Source organism: Desulfobacter latus (assembly GCF_013389365.1).
Lineage (GTDB): Bacteria > Desulfobacterota > Desulfobacteria > Desulfobacterales > Desulfobacteraceae > Desulfobacter > Desulfobacter latus.
The window spans coordinates 21,330-41,059 of record NZ_JACADJ010000009.1; the positions used below are offsets into that span (position 1 = coordinate 21,330).

The following is a 19,730-nucleotide window of genomic DNA, read 5'->3' on the forward strand; positions in this document are numbered from 1 at the left end:
TTATAAAAATAACTTGACAAGCGAGCCTGAGTTTTAAATGATAGCCATCATTTAAAGAAAACACTTAAAATTTGGAGATATATTATGCCTTCTAATACCATCACAGGAATCGGCTCAGCTTTAGTGGATGTTCTGATTAACGATACCGATGACTTCTTGCAAAAATTCAACAAAGAAAAAGGCGGAATGACCTATGCCACAGCAGATGAACAACAAGCCATCATATCAGCCTCATCCCAGGTACCGGTAATTGTGCCCGGCGGAGCTGCCTGCAATACCATTTTAGGTGTGGGCAAACTTGGCGGTTCAGCCAGGTTCATCGGGGCCCGGGGCAAAGATGATTACGGGGATATTTTTGAAAACGAAGTCCGGGAGTGCCGGGTGGAACCTGTTCTCAGTTACTTTGACACCCCTACAGGCAAGGTGTTATCCGTTGTAACACCGGATGCCCAGCGCTCCATGTTCACCGATCTTGGTGCGTCAAGTCTTCTGGACCCTGCCGCTGTTACCCGTCAGATGTTTTCAGACACGGCCATTGCCCTTGTGGAAGGCTATCTGCTGTTTAACCGCGACCTGATGATGGCCGCAGTCAAAGCCGCAAAAGCGGCCGGTGCCCTGGTAGCACTGGATCTGGCAAGCTTTGAGGTGGTCAATGCATCCAAAGACATTCTGCAGGATTTGGTCAAGGACTATGTGGATATCCTTATTGCCAACGAGGACGAGGCAAGTGCCTATACCGGGGAATCCGATGAAAATACCGCCCTTGAAAAGCTGTCCGACAACGTTGAATATGCCGTTTTAAAAGTGGGAGAGCGCGGCAGTTATGTTCACCACAACAATTCAGTCACCCGCATTGCGCCGGTAAGAGGCAATGCGCCGGTTGACACCACGGGTGCCGGGGATTTGTGGGCCGCCGGCTTTTTATACGGCATTGCCAACGACCTTCCTATCGAAAAAAGCGGTCAATTGGGATCAATATGCGGATATGAGGTATGCCAGGTCATGGGTGCCCAGATCCCGGGGCCGGTGTGGGAAAAAATCAAAGCAACTGTATAAATAATGCCGTCCCGAAGCCGTTAAAAAGTTCGGGACGGATTTCTTAATAAAACATCATCTACCCAAAAACTATCTTGTAAATCTCTTTATATTTTTTAACAAAATGAAACTCAATACCCTCTTTAATATGTTCGGGCAGTTTCTTAAAATCACTGATACACCCATGGGGCAGGATGATCTCTTTGATACCCACCCGCCGTGCGGCAATAATTTTTTCCTTGATGCCGCCCACGGGCAGGACATCGCCTGTAAGTGTAAGCTCGCCGGTCATGGCCAAAGGTCTTTTAATCTGCCGCCCCGACGCCAGGGACACAATGGCTGTGGCAATGGTGATACCGGCACTGGGACCATCCTTGGGCGTAGCCCCTTCGGGCACATGGATATGGATAAAGGCCTCATCAAAATAGTCATCCCTGATACCGTAATGTTTTGATGACGAGCGCACATGGGAAAGCGCAATGGAGGCGGATTCCTGCATCACGTCCCCAAGCTTTCCGGTCAGCTTGAATCCGGCACTTTTTCCATGCACCTTCACCGCCTCAATGGACAACGTAGCACCGCCCATGGCGGTCCAGGCAAGACCTGTCACAATGCCTACGCCGCTCATCTGCTTTTCGGAGGTGAATATGGGGGGTCCCAACAGATCTTCCAGGGACTTGATGTTGATCTGAATTTTCTCTTTATCCTCCTTTAAAATCTTGACAATACTTTTGCGAATGATCTTGTTCAAAGACTTTTCAAGGTTACGAACCCCGGCTTCCCGGGCATAGCCCTCAATGAGATGCCGGATGGTGGGGTCGGTGATGGTGATGGTGGACGCATTGAGCTTATTTCGTTTCAAAAGCTTGGGCCACAGATGCTTTCTGGCGATCTCCAGTTTCTCGGAGGTGATATACCCGCTTAACTTAATACGATCCATACGGTCCAGCAAGGGGGGCGGGATGGTGTCTAAAGTGTTGGCCGTACAGATGAACAGCACCTTGGACAGATCAATGCGAAGATCCAGATAATGATCCAAAAATGCGGAATTCTGTTCGGGATCCAGCACTTCCAGCAATGCCGAAGCAGGATCTCCCTGGTAGGATGCCCCTATCTTATCAACCTCATCAAGCATGATCACAGGATTGGCTACGGCCGTATCTTTCAGTGCCTGGACCATTTTGCCGGGCAGTGCCCCGACATAGGTACGTCGATGCCCCTTGATCTCGGCCTCGTCACGCATTCCCCCTAATGAAAACCGATAAAACTTTCGGCCCAGGGCTTCGGCAATGGACTTGCCAATGGAGGTTTTTCCCACGCCGGGCGGTCCCACAAACAAAATGATGGACCCTGAAATATCCTTTTTATACACGCCTGCGGCAAAGAATTCGATGATCCGCTCCTTGACATCGGAGAGCCCGGCATGGTCCCGGTCAAGCACCTTTTCGGCCCGCGCTATATCAATATTGTCTTCGGAATATACCCCCCAGGGAAAAGAGGTGACCCAGTCCAGATAGTTACGGGTCACCCCGTATTCTGAAGACCCGGTTTCCAGCACAGACAGTTTTTCAATTTCCTCGGCAAAGCGTTTGATCACATGTTCCGGCGGGTCAAGTTCTTCAAATCGCTCTTTGAACTTATCGACATCAGATGTTTTGTCATCCTTTTGAATACCAAGCTCTTTCTGGATGGCCTTAAGCTGCTCTTTGAGAAAAAATTTACGTTTATTGTCATCCACCTTGGTGTTGATGTCCTTCTGGATTTTTGTCTGCAGCTTGGCGATCTCAATTTCCTTTTGCAGAAGCAGCATCACCTTTTTCATCCGGTCCAGAATGGATTCGGTTTCAAGGATATCCTGCAAATCATCCCCGGACGCCGTGGTAATGCCTGCCGCAAAATCAGTCAAGGGCGACGGCTGGTCCGGTGAAAACCGATTCAGATACTGCTTAAGCTCTTCGGAATATAACGGATTCAAGGATAAAAGCTGCTTGATATTTGAAATAATGGAAATGGCATAGGCCTTAACCTTATCCTCATCATCCTTGGATTCAGGGAAATATTCCACCTCCGCGACAAAGGGCGGCTTGTCGGACAGAAACTTTTTTATCTTAAACCGTTCCAGGCCCTGGGCAATGAATTGCAGGTTGCCATCCACCTCCTGGAGATTGAGCATGCGTACCACACATCCGATCTCGGGAAAATCTTCTTTATATACATACTTTCCCTTGACTTCACTGAAATATGTCAGCCCTAAAAGCCCCTGGTTCTCTTTGGCTGATTTGGTCAAAGTTTCTTCCCAGCGCTTCTTGTTGACAAATAACGGCTGGACCTGTGCCGGCAGATGGGGACGTCCGGTGATAGGAACCAGATACAAAAATTTAGGTTTTGTGCTCTGGGTAATCAACCCGCCGTTGTTTTCCTTTGCCTCTTCCTCTTCTGTTACAATCTCGGGCGTAATGGGTCTGGAATCATCGCTCATGGGTTTACCTCTATCATGAAAAGTTATTGTTTTCTGGTAAAGTTCGCAACAACATGTTCTAATACTATAATCAAATTTTACGCTCTGACAACACTTTAGATTTGGCTTGTAAAATGAAAGACAATGCCTAATTTTTTTTAAATCTTTTAAAAAATATATTGATAAACTTATCAAGACGCTTCATTATAATAAATGTTAAAGATCAACCGGAGATAAGGTCAGACACCTATGCCTGACGAGCTTGGGCTTGTTTCGGCAAGCCATGTGCTGACCCAGTCAAAATACCTAAAGGGGTTTTTTTATGACAAAATCACTTGACCTATCCGAAAGCCTGGAAGATTATCTTGAAACCATACTTCAACTTCAGACAACCAATACAGTTGCCCGGTCAAAAGATATTGCCGAACGGCTTGACATCAAACGGGGCTCCGTCACCGGAATGCTCAAAAAACTGGCGGCCCAGGAATTAATTAACTATGAACCCTACGGCTATGTAACCTTGACACCCAAAGGTGAAAAAATAGCAAAAGAAATTGAAAAGCGCCATATTATGTTAAAGGATTTTCTGATCCGCTTTATCGGTGTGGATGAACAAAAGGCTGACGAAACCGCATGCCGCATGGAGCATGCCATGGACACATCCACCTTTAAAAAATTCCAGGCCTTTATTAAAAACATGGATGACTGCCCCCACCGGGAAGATAATTAATCTCAGGGTACATCTGATCCGCCTGTTAAAAGTAAGGTCCATTCATGAATCACTGCATACAGAGCCGGTACAAAAATCAGGGTCAGCAACGTGGCGGCAACCAGACCGAAACTGATACTGACGGCCATGGGAATAAGAAATTTGGCCTGGAAACTTGTTTCCGTTAAAAGCGGGGCAAGACCTGCCACAGTGGTGAAAGAGGTCAAAATCACAGGACGGAAACGGGTTTCACCGGACTTGACCACAGCCTCAAACACCCCTGTTCCCTTAGCGACTTCAACATTAATAAAATCAATGAGAATCAGGGAGTCGTTGACCACAACACCGGAGAGCGCCACAATGCCGAAAATCGAAATCATGGTAATATCCAAACCCATTATAAAATGGCCGACAATGGCCCCGATCAGACCAAAAGGGATCGCGGTCATAATAATAAACGGCTGACTGTAGGAACGAAACTGGCTTGCTAAAAGCAGAAAGATAATCATGGCTGCCACAATAAATCCTTTCATCAAGCTGTCCATGGACTCCTTGCTGCGCTTGGCCTGGCCTTCAAGGTCATAGTCAACCCCGGGAAAGCGTTTGATCATGTCGGGTAGAAAGTTTTTACTTAAGTCATTTACAATATTCCGGGCATTGGCAATATCCTCATCAAGATTGGAAGTCACTGTGATTACCCTGTGCCTGTCTACCCGCTTAATTGTGGCGTATCCTCTCTGGGTTTCAATGCGGGCCACCTGGTTCAAGGGTATTTCCCGGTTGTCCTTTGTCCGTACGCGAAACCGGTCTATGCTGGATTCGGTCTCCCGCTCCTGCTTGGCATACCGGACCATGACCTTGACATCATCTTTGCCCCGCTGAATTTTAAGGACTTCATCACCATAATAGCCCTGGCGAAGCTGGGTGGCGATGTCGGCCATGGTCACGCCTAAAGATTCAGCACCCGGCCGGATATAGATCTGTTTTTCCATCTTTCCGGACCGGAAATCATCGGTAATGTCAAAGGTGCCTGGATAGGATGCAATCTCCTGCTTAAGAACCTGGGCTGCCGCTTTCATTTGGGAAAGCTCACTGCCGTGCAGACGGATTTCAATAGGGTTACCCCCGGGACCGCCACCAATAATGGTAAATGAGGATTGTTCCGCCCCAAGAATATCACCGGTGAATTCCCGCCATTTGGCCGTTACCTCCGAAGCCAGGATATCCGGACGTTTTGCAGCTGGTAAGATCTCGATCCAGGCTTGACCGCAATGCCCGCCGGACACCCCCTCTTTCCAATCCCGTCGTGGTATAACCCCTACCAGGGAAAACGTATTTACAATCAGATCTTTTTTATCCTCAACCCGGTCCCTGAAATAATCGTTAAGTTTAAACGCACCGGCTTCAATCTGTTTAATAGTGTTCTGAGTCGTATCAAAAGGGGTGCCCAAAGGGTATACAATTTCTGAAAGCATCCAGTCAGAATCAGTTTTCGGAAAAAAAGTATACGGGACATGCCCACCGGCAATCAACCCTAAACTGATGATCAGGCACCCCACACCCAGGACCAGGGTAAAATATTTGTTTTTAATACAATAGCGCAATATTGGAAGATAATAGGCGTAGATGACGCGATTCAGTCCTTTTTCCATCCGAATTCTCAGAATGCCGTGAATATAGGCGATATCTTTTTTGAGCCAGTGGACCCAGAAAAACAGCACCTTGTAAATCCTTGGCCTGCGGCCACCTGCAGATGAGTGGGACAGGGTGCCTTCCAGGTGCGCCGGCAGGATAAAAAAGGCCTCAATAAGGGATATGAAAAGAATACAGATCACGGACTGGGGCATGACAGCGATGAATTTTCCCATGATGCCGGTGATATACATTAAAGGCGAAAACGCCACGATGGTGGTGGTCACGGCCATAACCACAGGCCCCCCCACCTGTTCCATGGCCGCCATGACAGCCTGCTTGGCGGTTTTACCGGCAGCATAGTGGGTATACACATTTTCCCCCACAATAATAGCGTCATCCACAAGGATACCCAGGGTCATGATAAACCCGAACAAAGAGAGCATATTTACTGACGCACCAATGTACTCCAGAAAAAGAAACGCACCCATAAAGGTAATGGGAATGCCCGAGGCCACCCAGAAGGCAAGGCCTAAATCCAAAAACAGGGCCAGTACCACAAACACCAGAACAATGCCCTGGATTCCGTTTTTCAACAAAAGATCAATGCGGTCCTGGACCATATTCGCTATATTGTACCAGTGTCCAAGACGGATTCCTTTGGGCAGATCATCCCGGACATTGTCAATATAGGCGAGTACCCGGTTGGAAATGGCAATGGTGTCCTGGGAACTGGTGCGCTCCACCACCACCATGGCAGCCGGTTGTCCATTAAAACGAGATTGGAGATCCTGGTCCTCAAATCCGTCAACCACCCGGGCTACATCCCCGAGCCGGACCACAGTGCCGTCAGCCCTTGTCACCAGAGGAATCTGTTCATATTCAGCACCGGTATACCGTTTGCCTTTGGCCCGGACTAGAAACTCGCCGCCGCTGGTTTTAATCAGTCCGCCAGGCAGCTCAAGGCTTCCAGAACCCACGGCACGCACCACGTCATCAAAAGAGAGAGAAAATTTGCGCAAATTATCTTCGGAAATTTCTACTGAAATTTCATACTCCCGGACCCCCATAAGTTCTGCCAAGGAGATCTCGTCAAAACCGACCAGGTCATTCCTGATTTTGTCGGCGGTCTGTTTAAGGATACGTTCGGCCACATCACCGTAAACAGCCACATAAATTGCGGGCTCATTGTTTTTAATCTCAATCACCACAGGATCTTCGGCCTGGGTGGGAAAAGAATCGATCAAATCAACTTCGGTTCGAACCTCATTGAGCTTATCGGTGATGTCCGTGCCGGCATCAAGCTCCAGCGTCACCACGCCATGCCCTTCAACTGCAGCGGAATACATGGTTTTGATATCTTCAAGGCTTTTGAGCTGCTCTTCAATTTTAATGCAGATACCCTCTTCCACATCCTCAGGGGAAGCCCCCGGATAATCCACGGAGATACTGATCATATCCAAAGAAAACTGTGGGAACATCTCCCGTTTCATATTGATGGCCGTGAACATTCCGGCCACGATCAGAAACACCATAACCAGGTTCACCGTGACCCGGTGTTCCACTGACCATTTTCCCAGGGGTTTCATCGGTCGTCTCCGGCCTTTTGAACGGTGATAGCCATACCGTTCAAAGCCCCGGGCAAAGGAGATTTAATAATCAGGTCACCGGGGGCCAGACCCCTGGCGATATAAACATCTTCTTCAAACCGACGAATAACGTTGACCTTTTTAATCACAAGATGATTTTCCCGTGCCAGATACAGGGTATCCGGGGAGCGCATGAGCGTTCGCGGGATTTTAAAGAGGTTTTCCTTTTGTTCCCCTTTAACACGGCATCTGACAAAGACACCGGGCCTGAGCAGCATCAAAGGGTCTTTGACATCAAGGGCGCCGATTTCAACAGTCATGGGCATGGTCCGGGTTTTTTCGTCAACAGCGGCTTTAATTCCGGCCACATGGCCCGGCCATACCAGAGAGCGTCCGCCGTCCAGATTGGCGATGGTCAAATTTACTTGGGGGCGTCCCCCGTCTTTAAAAACAGAACCCAACCATTGAAGTTCTTCAAGGGGAATGCGGATATCAACATCCAGGGCATCTTTTTCATATATAACCCCAAGCACCTGGCCCGGATGAACATATTCCCCAACCTGGACCTGTTTCGTCATCACAACGCCGTAAAAGTCTGCTTTAATTTGAGATTTTTCAAGCATCAGAGAAGCCGTTTCAAGCGCAGACCGGGCCGAAGCCAGGGTCGATTTTTTCAAGGCCATGCGTGAAGGGACAAGCGCCTGGGCATTGGTGATTTGCTGCAACTGATTTTTTGCGGACAGATACTGTTGTCTCGCCTGATCCAAACTGGTTTTAGACGCAAACTGATTTTCAGCCAATGCCCTGACCCGTTCCAGTTCCTTGGCGGTTAGCTGCAGGTTAGAGCGGGCAAGCCCGGCATCTGCCTTTAAATTCAAGGCTTCCTGTTCAAGCAGATCAATATCAGCCTGGGCCTGAACCACCTGAACCCGGGCATTTTTCTCATTAAGGACAAGGGTTCGCTGATCAATACGCAAAAGAATTTCACCGTTACGAATGCGTGCGCCTTCCCGGAAATCAGGATGGATATAATCAATGCGGCCGGCAACCTCCATGGATAGCTTTACACTGTTTCGGGGGGTAACCGTCCCAAAGGCTTCAACAATCATATCATAAGTGCCCGATACTGCCGGAACACATAACACTTTTGGCGGCGTGTCCGCCATTTCCTTCTTTTGAGGTTTTTCCCTGGCAACAAACAGCCACAAAGCCACACCTGCGGCAAACAACAAAACAACAAGCACACGCATCAGTCTAAATAAAAAAGAAGGCATCTGTATTTCCTTTGGCAAAGAAACCGGTACCGGGATTTATTTGAAGGCACTTAGGGCCATGGAAACAATAAAATCCGCCCTGATCCATATTCGCCCTGAACAGGGCAGATATGGAGTCCGCCCCGACTCAATACGTGGTCGAAAGGATGATCAAGGCCCAAAAATCATAAAATGCGGCAAGGAAACCCCTGAGTCTTTAGCTCAGGGGAGGAATTGCCGCCCTCCTTATAATAATTTAGTAGTCCAGGTACCGGACCTTAGCACGTCGTATTGTAGGAATAGCCGTCAGATGCATGAAGCAGCCTGCAATATTTCCAGCTAATGCCCTGTACTGTTTTGTCCACTGTTTTAATGTTAAATGATCCGCTTTTTCTGACAGCGACACGCCCGATGTACGTTCCGACCTTTTTGCCGGAAGTGACAACCGCCTTGACGATGTCGCCCGTCTGAAAGCCTTTGACTTTTTTCTCAGTTGACTTTGCTGTTGTCCGGGGGAATCCGAACTTGTTTACCCTGCACATCTGCCTTGAGCCATGACCGTCTGCCTTTACAATCAACACGGTTTTGTCGATCTGAAACATCTTTTCAGGTGTACTTTCCCCGACACAGGCGGCATCGAGCCAATGCGTTTTGTGAAGTCCCCTGGTCGTCCGGTTGAATTTTGTCAGACCGCCGGAGCCTGTTTCAACCGGCAGTCCGGTTTTTTTCAAGGTACGGAACAAGTCCCATCGGGTCGTGTTGACGGCGCCCGCGTCCTTGAGCGGCACGCCGGACTGCTTTTGAATTCGTTTCAACAGTCGCGGTTTCTTTGAAAGGAACTGTTCGAGCGACTTATTCCCCTTCTTCCTGTTGCACGCCGTACAGGCCAGTGTCAGATTGCTGACTCTGTTTGAACCGCCTTTCGATTTCGGCACGATATGTTCAATCTCCAATGGGATATCTGTTTTTCCGCAGTAGGCACACGTTCTGTCCCATTTTTCCAGAAGGTATTCCCGTACCTCATACCCCATGAGTTCCCCCTGCTGATACGCGACACCGGATATTTCGGGATTCTGTATTTTCTGCATGTCAAACCGAACCAACTCCATTGAAATTGCCTGAATATTGCAAAACCGGCACAACCGGTTGACCCAGGTTTCGATATTGTGAACCCGGCTTTTTAATGAAGGCGGCAGCCATCCTTCCGCCCTGGTCCGGTTATCAAAGCGCGGTTTTCGGTATCGCGTTTTCCGGTTTCTCCGGGATCTTCTGATGGCTCGTCTTGATTCCAGATTATTTTTGATCTGCTGGCCTCGATGTCTCAGTTCCATGGCAAAAACAATCTCTCCGGTATCGTCGTTAATCACGGCAATTCCGGTGTCTCTACTGCCCGGATCAATCTTGATCCGCAACGGGTTTGATGCCACGTCCAAAACGGTCTCTTTCAAAATGATTGTGAAGGGGAACTGTCTGAAAACTGCGGCTTTCCCTTCTGTCAAAAGCAGTCTTGCTTTTGCCGGATGTACCGGATTCTGCGGCTTTTTGTTTGTATCTAGAACAAATACGTTCAATTTTAAAATCCTCTTGTTTCCAAGGTAATGTTTGCCGCGTCAATGTTATGACCGGGTTTGGCGCAAGCAGCACCGGCTTAACCCCTTAAACCTGTTTAACCACTTGCCGTAGAACCTGGAGCTGGCGAGCACCCCAGGGTACCTATTTCCGATCTAACGTAGTACTCGAAGCACTTAGACTGGTCAACTTTGGGGCCTTTTCAAGCCCCTCGGTCTTTAAGCCGAGGGGTAGTTGACAATATTATGCCTATCAATTATGACGTTTACTGTAAAGCCGTTTTCCGACTGAAGTTGGTATGTAAATTGCCAAACTAATTTAAGAGTATAGGAATGTCCAGCACCCAGCACCCAGCACCCAACACCCAACAGTCCGCCCAAAGGGCGCTAATTTATAGTTATATGTGTTTAAAATTTATCATCTTTTTTATCCATTGGTTTTGTGGTATTTTAATTTTTTTGAAATTGGTTTATTTGGTTAAAAAGGATTCAAAATGAGAAAAGAAAATATTCTGGTGGGGATACTGGTGGTGCTGGTGCTGGGTGGAATATATCTATACAACCGGCCCGTGGCGGATTTGGGTGCCCAGGTCACCCAGGTAAATGTTGAACCGCCTGCTGTTGGAGATCAAGCCTCTCAAAATTTATCAATGGCAGCCCCCAAAAATATTGCCTGGAATGATTACACCCCGGGCATGGCCCTGGCCGGGGAACAGGATAAAAACATTTTTCTTTATTTCCATGCGGCCTGGTGCGGATACTGTGTTAAATTAAAACGGGAAACCTTCACGGATGACCGGATCAAAGCCTACCTGAACGACCATTTTGTCAGTATTGGCGTGGATACGGACAAACGACAGAAACTGGCCCAGCAATGGGGCGTTCGAGGGCTTCCAACCCTGTGGTTCCTGGACGCAAACGGGAAAAAAATCAATACCCTCCCCGGATTTGTTGGTGCGGATCAGTTGCTTTCAATTTTGCAGTATATTCATACCCAAAGTTATAAGACCATGAATTTTCAAGAATATGTCCGACAAAAAAAATCTTGATTCAATCTTTTGATAAATTCGTGCTTGAATATCTTATGAGATTTATGATAGCGCAAATGTCGGTTTGATTTGTTTTTATTTTAGGAGAATTGACCATGATACGGGTCGGCATTATTGGCGGGTCAGGACTGGATGACCCTGATATTTTAGAAAATTGTGAAAAAATTGAGGTAGACACCCACTATGGTCCACCGTCATCAGATATCATGACCGGTCTGATCAACGACACCCAGGTACTGATTCTGGCAAGACACGGCCGCAAGCACCAGTACAGCCCCACCCAGGTGAACAACCGGGCAAATATATATGCCCTGAAACAGGCCGGTGCCACACATATTATTGCCACAACAGCCTGCGGCAGCCTGAAGCAGGAAATCGACCGGGGGCATTTTGTGATCCTGGATCAGTTCATTGATTTTACCCGGTTTCGTAAAAATACCTTTGCCGATTCTTTTGAAAAGGGCGCGGTGCATACGGCCATGGCCCGTCCCTTTGATGAGTTTCTATGCAATGTACTCTACAGATCCGCCATGGATCTGGGATTGAACGCCCATGACAAAGGATGTGTGGTTACCATTGAAGGCCCCCGGTTTTCAACCGTGGCGGAATCCAATATGTTCAGGCTGTGGGGCGCGGATGTCATCAATATGTCTACAGCACCAGAGGTCATGCTGGCCAATGAGGCGGGTATCCCTTATGCCGCCGTGGCCATGGCCACCGATTATGACTGCTGGAAACAGGATGAAGCCCCGGTCACCTGGGATGAGATTTTATCAGTGTTCAACAAAAACGCGGATAATGTCAAACAACTGTTTATCAAGGCTGTTTCACAAATAACCGCCATGGGCTGAGTTGCTCTATTCACAGCCTGGCTCAATCCGAAAAAATATAAAGCCAATTCTTGTAAATTAGGAGAAACAACACAAAATGGATTTAAAGCAGAACATCAGAAGCATTCCGAACTGGCCCATAGATGGCGTTGTTTTCAGGGATTTGACCACATTGATGCAGGACCCCGCAGCATTTAGTTATTCTTGTGATATCTTCTACGACCGCTATAAGGACAAGAATCTTGACAAGATGGTGGGTATTGATGCCAGGGGCTTTGTGTTTGGTGCTGTGGTGGCCTATCGCCTTGGTATCGGTTTTGTCCCGGTGCGTAAGAAAGGAAAGCTGCCCCACAAGACCATTGCGCAGAGCTACAGTCTTGAATATGGAGATGACACCCTTGAAATGCATGAAGATGCTGTTGCCCCCGGTGAAAAAGTGGTTATTATGGACGATCTCATTGCAACCGGCGGCACTGTGGGGGCCACGGTCAAACTGGTAAAGCAGCTAGGGGCTGATCTGCTGGAATGTGCCTTTGTTGTGGAACTGCCTGATCTTAAGGGCCGGGATCAGATCCCCGGTTGTCCTGTGTTCAGTATCACTGAATTTGGGGGCGTGTAATTTCCCTGGGAACAGTGCCATGCTCAATCTGATCAAAAGCAACCGCATGGAAAATCTGGCCCGGGCCCTTTGTACCGTAATCGGCGATACCCCCGGCAATCCCCTTTCCCCCGAATTCATCGGCATCCAATCCCGGGGAATGAAACAATGGCTTTCCCAGGTGATCGCCCGGCATTTCGGGATATGCGCCAATGTGCGCTTTATGTTTCCCCGGCAGATGCTTGAATATATCCGGGAACACAGCTGCGAAAGCCAGGGGGCAGGCCTGACGGAATCGGGTTTTCTGAACCGGGACATGATGGCCTGGGCCGTGCTGGATGCATTGATGACCAAAGCATCAAAATCGAACCAATCAGACAGCCGCCTTTGGGGGCCTGAAACTTACCTTGAACACGACGACACCGGCACCAAGGCCATGGCGTTAAGCCGCAGGATCGCCGTCGTTCTGGATGATTACCAGGTATATCGTCCGGACATGCTGGCAGCCTGGGGCAGGGGAGATAACCAGGCATTTGAAGATCCCCATGCCTTATGGCAGGCTGCTTTGTGGCAGGACTTGATCAATAAAGGCATCTCTTTGCCCGACCAGATGCAGGCCTGTATTGCCGCACTTGAATCCGGGGCCGTCAATCCCATGGCTTTGCCCCGGCGCATCTCCCTGTTCGGGATCTCTGCCATGCCCCCGTTTTTTTTAAATCTTTTTAATCGGTTGGGCCGGAACATGGATGTTTTTCTGTTTCTGCTCACGCCGACCCATCAATTTTATTTTGATCTGCCTTCGCCCCGGCAACAGGAAAAGGCCGCATTGAAAAATAAGGCCCTTTCAGAGCTGCCGGAAGAGGGTAATCCCCTGCTTGGTGCCCTGGGTCAAAGCAGCCGGGAGACCCAGGGACTTCTGGAAAATTTTGACTATGACGAGCCCATGGGCGACCTGTTTGCTGACCCGGTTGAACTGGGCGTTACCGATATGCTCAGCGTGATCCAGTCCGATATCCTGAACCTTGTCTGGCGGGGCAGAGGCAGGACGGATGCCCCCATGGCCATTTCACCCGGCGATAATTCCCTGGCCGTCCATGCCTGCCATTCCCCCATGCGCGAAGCCCAGGTACTAAAGGATCTGATCCTGGATGCGTTCAACAATGATCCCGGCCTCTGCCCCCATGATGTGGTGGTGATGATGCCCGACATTGAGGCCTCTGCCCCTTTTCTGGAGGCCGTATTTTCCCAGTCGCCGGCATTGCCCTTTACCGTGTCGGATCGCCGCCGCCGTTCTGAGTCCTTAACTATTTCAGCCTTTTTAAATATCCTTGAGATAAAAGAGACACGTCTTGAAAAATCAAAGATCATGGGACTTTTATCCTGCCCTGTCATTGCGGATAAATTCGGCCTGACCATGGGAGACCAGGAAGTTGTTTCCGCCCTGTTTGACGCAGCCGGAATTTTGTGGGGCAAGGATGGTGCCCATCGCCACAAGATTCTGGGTCAGCCCTATGAACACAACTCCTGGACCTTTGGCCTGAATCGGCTCATGACAGGATTTGCCCTGCCCGAAGCAAGTGCCGTGTTTGTCAATGATGTGCTTCCCTGTGATGGGATTGAAGGGCTTGAAGGGGAAATTTTAGGAAAATGCGCCCATTTTATTCATTCTTTGTTCAAGGCCCTGGAATTAATGGATTCCCCCGGCACGGTCCAGGCGTGGGCCACCCGGTTCCGGACTATTATTGCGGATATGCTGGTAAAGGATCTTGGTAATGACGGGGATATGGCGGTGTTGCTCAATGCCCTGGATGATATGGAAAAAGAGGCGAATCAGGCTGAATTTGAACGACAGGTCTCTTTTTCCGCCGTTCGCCTGGCCCTGACGGCCAAGCTTGATGTGAATATTTCCCAGGGCAGTTTCCTCGCCGGGGGGATCACGTTCTGTAATCTGATGCCCATGCGCAGCATCCCGTTCAAGCTTGTCTGCCTGATGGGAATGGATGCCCAAAGTTTTCCCAGGACCGGCAGCTCCCCCGGCTTTGACCTGATCCGCCAATACCCCCGGCTCGGGGACGAACAGGATCGCCTGGAGGATTGTGAGCTTTTTCTGGAGGCGTTGTTGTGCGCACGTCTTCGGCTTATTATTACCTATACCGGCATGCACATCAGTGATAACACGCCTGTTCCCGTGGCCTCTCCTGTGGCGGAACTAATCGATACCGTTGAAAACAGCTTTATATTTCCCCAGGGGTTCCAATGGCAGTTTACCCATCCGTTGCACCCGTTCAGCCCGGTCTATTTTTCAAATACCGGCGTGCCGGGTTATTTTTCCTATTCAAATGCCCAGTGCCGGATCTGCAGCAGCCGGCGCACCCGAAACAATGGAAACAATGGACATGGAGATAAGGCGGCCGGGGTCCCTGATTCTTATTTCCGGAACCCGACGGGTGATAACGTCCTGCAACACCAGGTGTCAGAAGAGGCGCCAATGATTGCACTTGCCGATCTCATTGCATTTTTCAGGCATCCTGTTCAATATTATGTCACCGGTACCCTGGGCGTAAGTTATCCTGAACCGGGAGAGGAGACCGATGAACGCGAACCCTTCAGGCTCTCCGGAAGGAGTCTTTATCAGTTGGGTTCCCTGGCGGTTTCAAACCGCAAAAAACTGAATCTTTACCCCATGGTAAAGGCCCAGGGCCGGCTGCCTTTTGGAAAAAAAGGAGAACAGGAATGGGCCAGAATCAATGATCTGGCAGAACCTGTCACGCATCTGGCCCAAAATGAATGCCCTGACGGGGAGCCACGCACACTTGAGATCTGTTTACAAACAGATGCCTGCTGCATCACAGGCCGAGTGACCGATGTGTATGACCAGGGCCGGGCCGTGGCTGGTTTTGGCAGATTGAATCCATCCCGGCTGCTGACCCAGTGGATCATACACCTGGCGTATGCGTGTGTTGAAGACCACCCCGGCCCCACCGTGATGGTGGGGCAGGATCCCCAAAGCCGCAAGCCTGCGGTGAAATTTGAATTTTACGCTATTGCAGAAAAGAGCCGTGCCCAGGCGTTGCTCCGGGACCTGGCCGGAGATTACCTGGATGGAAAGGCGAGGATTTTTCCCTTTTTTGCCGATCTTTGTTTCCAGCTGGTTTTGGATCTATCCTCACGGGACTATGACCTGTCAACACCATCCCTGGCAAAGGCCTTAAGCAAATGCGCCGGTTTGTGGCGCAACAATTTCAGTTCAACCGGGGAAAGTTTTAATCGCTACACAACCCTTGTTTTCGGGCAGGACAACCCCTTTTCAGATCCGTTGGCCCTTGAACATTCCGGGGTGCTGGATGCCGGTCTTGCCGTGTACAGGCCCATGCTGGAGCATTTAATCTCATGAACAAACCTGCCTCGCCGTTGCCCCTTGATCCCTTTGCCCTGGATCTTGAAAAGATCAGTCTGATCGAGGCCAGTGCCGGAACCGGAAAAACATATACCATCACCACCCTGTTCGTCCGGCTGGTGGCCATGGGATATCAGGTGGAATCCATCCTGGTGGTGACATTTACCGAGGCAGCGGCCGCAGAGTTGAAATTAAGAATCCGCAAACGCCTGGTACACTGTCTGATGGTTCTTTCCGGCCAGGCGAGTGACGAATACGCGGCAGACGATCTTACCGATTTTCTGCAACAACAAAGCGATGCGGATCAAATCCGTCGACGGCTGCGTCTTGCGGTGACCTGTTTTGACCAGGCCGCGATTATGACCATTCACGCGTTCTGTTTTTCCGTGCTCAGGGAAAATGCCTTTGAAAGCAATGCCCATTTTGACATTGAACTGATGACAGATAACCGGAACTTTGTTGACCAGGTGGTCCGGGATTTTTTTTCAGGCCGCATCAATCATCTGGATTCATTATTTTTATCTTTTCTGGACCGGAACAATATGACCCCGGACACTTTTGCCAAGGGTCTTGTCCAGGCCGCGTCCCGGCCGGAAATCAGGGTGGTGCCGGAACCGCCTGCGTTTCAGGAAATCTGGGATGATTACAGAAAGACCGTCAAGTCAGCAGCAAAAATTTTGAACCGTGAACTGGAAGAGGTTCGAAATCTGATCCAGCACCATGCCGGGATAGATAAACGAAGTTATAATAAAAAAAATCTGTCCAACTGGCTGGATGCCTGTCAAAATAAATTTGAACAAAATCCCGGCACGGACCTGCTGTTTGATATGAACGAAAAGGGCGATGCCCTGTATAAATTTACCCGGACCCGGCTGACGGAAAAGACAAAAACCGGTCATACCCCGCCGAGCCATGTTTTTTTTGACTTATGCGAACACCTGCTTGACCTGTCTCGATCCATGGCGGCAAACCTGATTGCATTACAATATCTGTTTCTTGATGATTATGCCGCCGCCCTGGCGACCATGAAGCAGGGGCAGGGCGTCTGTTTTTTTGATGATCTGATCAATGATCTTGCCACCGCCCTGGACGGCCCGGGCGGCCATGCGTTGAAAACAGCTGTGAGAAAACGGTTCCATGCCTGCCTTATTGATGAGTTTCAGGACACGGACCCGGGCCAGTACAAAATTTTTTCCATTCTGTTCACGGACCCGGGTACGGCTTTTTTCATGATCGGCGATCCCAAACAGGCGATTTACGGGTTCAGGGGCGGTGATATTTTTACCTATATGACGGCGTCCAAGGCCTGCGACCAAGGCTTTACCCTGACAAAAAATTATCGTTCCGCACCGGCCATGGTGCGGGCTGTGAATACCATTTTTTCATCAAAAAAGAATCCGTTCGGATTCGAACTCATTCCTTTTTTACCCGTGGGAACACCTGAAACCGCGGTTAACCGGCTGGTCTGCAACGGTATTCCTGTTCCGCCGACAACTTTTCTGGTTTTGGACACACAAGGGGTACCCTGTAACAAAAACGGTGTAATCAATAAATCCGATGCCCAGAATCTTATATTGGACATCCTTGCAAAGGATATACTTTCCCTTTTAAAGGATACTGATATTCGTCTGTTGGACAAAGAGACTCCGGATGATAAAAACGGGATAAGTCCTGTGACGCCGGGGGATATGGCCGTGCTGGTGCGCACCAATGTCCAGGCCGAAGCGGTACAAAAGGCCCTTGTTAACCGCGGTATCCCCTGCTTTTTATCCAAAACCGGGTCGGTGTTCGATGCCATCCAGGCCCAGGAGCTTTATGACATCCTTTGTGCCGTGAATCGTCCCGGAGATATGAGTCTGATCAAGGCGGCTTTGGTCTCTTCCGTGTACCAGGCCAATGAGGCGTTTTTAAGGCGTATGAATACCGACGACACCCTTGCAGGGACCTGGCAGGACCGGTTTGCAGACTACAGGCGGATCTGGGAGGAACGGGGCTTTATTCCCATGATCACGGCCCTTTTGTACCAGACGGATGCCCAGCCGTGCCCTTGTATCCATATGGATGAACGGGGCCTCACCAATTTGTTTCATTTAAAAGAGCTTTTGGCCCAGGCTGCCATGACCCTGGGGAAAGAGACGCCGTCTAAGATTGCTTTATTGATTGAATGGTTTCGAAAGCAGCTGTTTGAACAGACCCGGCAGGCAACCGCTGATGAACTGCGCCTGGAAAGTGATGCCCGGGCCGTGGCCATTGTCACCATCCACAAAAGCAAGGGGCTTGAATATCCCATTGTGTTTCTGCCTTTTTTGTGGCATGCCCGCACGGTTAAGGCGACCAATGCCCCTGTGCTATTCCATGACCCGGAAGACAATCATGCCCTGGTGATGGATCTGGGCTCGGAAGAGAGGGAACGGGCCATGCAGCTGAATCGGAACGAAGCGGTTGCTGAAGATATGCGTCTGCTCTATGTGGCCCTGACCCGGGCGTCCTCAGGCGTCAGGATATACTGGGGGGATTTTGCCGGCATTGAAGGCTCGGCCCTGGGACAACTTTTGCACCCCGGCGGTTCAGGTAAAGACCGGTCCCTGTTTGCAGACCTTGAACAATTGTGTGCAAGGTCAGACCAAAGCATTGACGCCATTATGCTGCAACCGGATACGTTGCCCGAAGGCCTCTTTGATGCGCAAACGGTTGAGGATCGTGCGTTTACCCCAAAAACCATGACCCGGAAGGTTGCCCCTGCATGGCGGATATCAAGTTATTCCGCCCTTGCTGCAGGGCACATCCATGATCCCGTGCAGGACGGGCAAAAGGAGCGGCAGGAGCCCAATCCCGATCTTTTTTTGACGGATGCCGCCCCTGACATGGATATTGTGCCCCTGTCCACTTTTCCCAAAGGTCCGGGGGCAGGCGATTTTTTCCATAAGGTGTTTGAAGACATTGATTTCTGCGATCCGGCCACCATTGAACCCTCTGTTGTCAGTAATCTTGACCGGTTTGGATTTGCCATGCCAAAGGCTGTTGCGGATATCTGCAATGCTGTCAAGGGGGTTTTATCCGCCCCCCTTGATACGGGGCGGGGCCATTGTTTTTGCCTGGATCAGATTACGCCGGCCCACCGGCTGGTGGAGATGGAGTTTAATATGACCCTGGACCGGTTTAACCCGTCAGCCCTTGGCCAGCTGTTTGAAACAGTTGAAACAGATGAAAAAATCGCCGGTTACGGCGCCAGGATTTCATCCATGCAGGTCTCCGGGTTTAAAGGATTTTTAAAAGGATTTATAGATCTTGTGGTCTGTCATGAAAACCAATGGTATATCCTGGATTACAAGTCCAATTACCTGGGGCCTTGTTTCAGTGATTACAACCCTGCCGCGCTGACGGCGGCCATGATCAGCCATGATTACATCCTGCAATATTATCTTTACCTTGCGGCCCTGGACAGGTATTTAAGGGTACGTTTGAAAGAGTATCATTATGCGGATCATTTTGGCGGCGTCTTTTACCTGTTTATCCGGGGGATGGCCGGGGACAAAAACACCGGGATCTATTTTGACAGGCCCGGCAATGACGTTATAAAGCAGTTGAGAACGATTTTAGCTTGAAATATCA

General features: G+C 49.6%; 11 protein-coding genes. 7 read left to right on the forward strand and 4 right to left on the reverse strand.

Annotated elements, in window-relative coordinates; all coding sequences use genetic code 11:
- Positions 1–84 precede the first annotated feature (84 nt).
- Positions 85–1,056, forward strand: coding sequence for an adenosine kinase (locus HXW94_RS04420; protein WP_178365683.1), 972 nt, complete (start codon positions 85–87; stop codon positions 1,054–1,056).
- Positions 1,057–1,114: 58 nt separating this feature from the next.
- On the opposite strand, the gene lon is transcribed toward HXW94_RS04420, so the two are convergent.
- On the reverse strand, positions 1,115–3,514 hold the full coding sequence (gene lon, locus HXW94_RS04425) for an endopeptidase La (protein WP_178365684.1): 2,400 nt from the start codon (positions 3,512–3,514) through the stop codon (positions 1,115–1,117).
- Between the two features lie 301 nt (positions 3,515–3,815).
- On the opposite strand from lon, the gene HXW94_RS04430 reads away from it, so the two are divergent.
- Positions 3,816–4,223 carry a metal-dependent transcriptional regulator gene (locus HXW94_RS04430; RefSeq protein WP_178365685.1) on the forward strand — a complete coding sequence of 136 codons (408 nt, stop codon included), beginning with the start codon at positions 3,816–3,818 and terminating at the stop codon, positions 4,221–4,223.
- 2 nt (positions 4,224–4,225) lie between these two features.
- Here the strand turns inward: HXW94_RS04430 and HXW94_RS04435 are convergent, their stop codons facing one another.
- The 3 genes from HXW94_RS04435 to iscB form a co-directional block, all read right to left on the reverse strand.
- Positions 4,226–7,423, reverse strand: coding sequence for an efflux RND transporter permease subunit (locus HXW94_RS04435; protein WP_178365686.1), 3,198 nt, complete (start codon positions 7,421–7,423; stop codon positions 4,226–4,228).
- Positions 7,420–8,697, reverse strand: a complete 1,278-nt coding sequence (locus HXW94_RS04440; RefSeq protein ID WP_178365687.1) for an efflux RND transporter periplasmic adaptor subunit — start codon at positions 8,695–8,697, stop codon at positions 7,420–7,422. The genes HXW94_RS04435 and HXW94_RS04440 overlap by 4 nt, the downstream gene beginning before the upstream one ends.
- A gap of 257 nt (positions 8,698–8,954) precedes the next feature.
- The gene (gene iscB / locus HXW94_RS04445) at positions 8,955–10,247 is read right to left on the reverse strand and encodes an RNA-guided endonuclease IscB (RefSeq protein ID WP_178365688.1); all 1,293 of its coding nucleotides are present in this window, start codon (positions 10,245–10,247) and stop codon (positions 8,955–8,957) included.
- 491 nt (positions 10,248–10,738) lie between these two features.
- Between iscB and HXW94_RS04450 the strand changes: the two genes are divergently transcribed.
- From HXW94_RS04450 to recB, 5 genes are all read left to right on the forward strand, one after another.
- A complete protein-coding gene (locus tag HXW94_RS04450) occupies positions 10,739–11,293 on the forward strand; it encodes a thioredoxin family protein (protein WP_178365689.1) in 555 nt (184 codons plus the stop codon).
- A 95-nt stretch (positions 11,294–11,388) separates the two neighbouring features.
- Positions 11,389–12,144: an S-methyl-5'-thioadenosine phosphorylase gene (gene mtnP, locus HXW94_RS04455; protein ID WP_178365690.1), complete on the forward strand. Its 756-nt coding sequence runs from the start codon at positions 11,389–11,391 to the stop codon at positions 12,142–12,144.
- 76 nt (positions 12,145–12,220) lie between these two features.
- Complete coding sequence (locus HXW94_RS04460) at positions 12,221–12,742, forward strand: adenine phosphoribosyltransferase (protein WP_178365691.1); 522 nt, start codon at positions 12,221–12,223, stop codon at positions 12,740–12,742.
- Positions 12,743–12,761: 19 nt separating this feature from the next.
- Complete coding sequence (gene recC / locus HXW94_RS04465; RefSeq protein WP_178365692.1) at positions 12,762–16,115, forward strand: exodeoxyribonuclease V subunit gamma; 3,354 nt, start codon at positions 12,762–12,764, stop codon at positions 16,113–16,115.
- Entirely contained in the window at positions 16,112–19,723 is a 3,612-nt protein-coding gene (gene recB / locus HXW94_RS04470) for an exodeoxyribonuclease V subunit beta (protein WP_178365693.1), read from the forward strand. The genes recC and recB overlap by 4 nt, the downstream gene beginning before the upstream one ends.
- Positions 19,724–19,730: the final 7 nt, after the last annotated feature.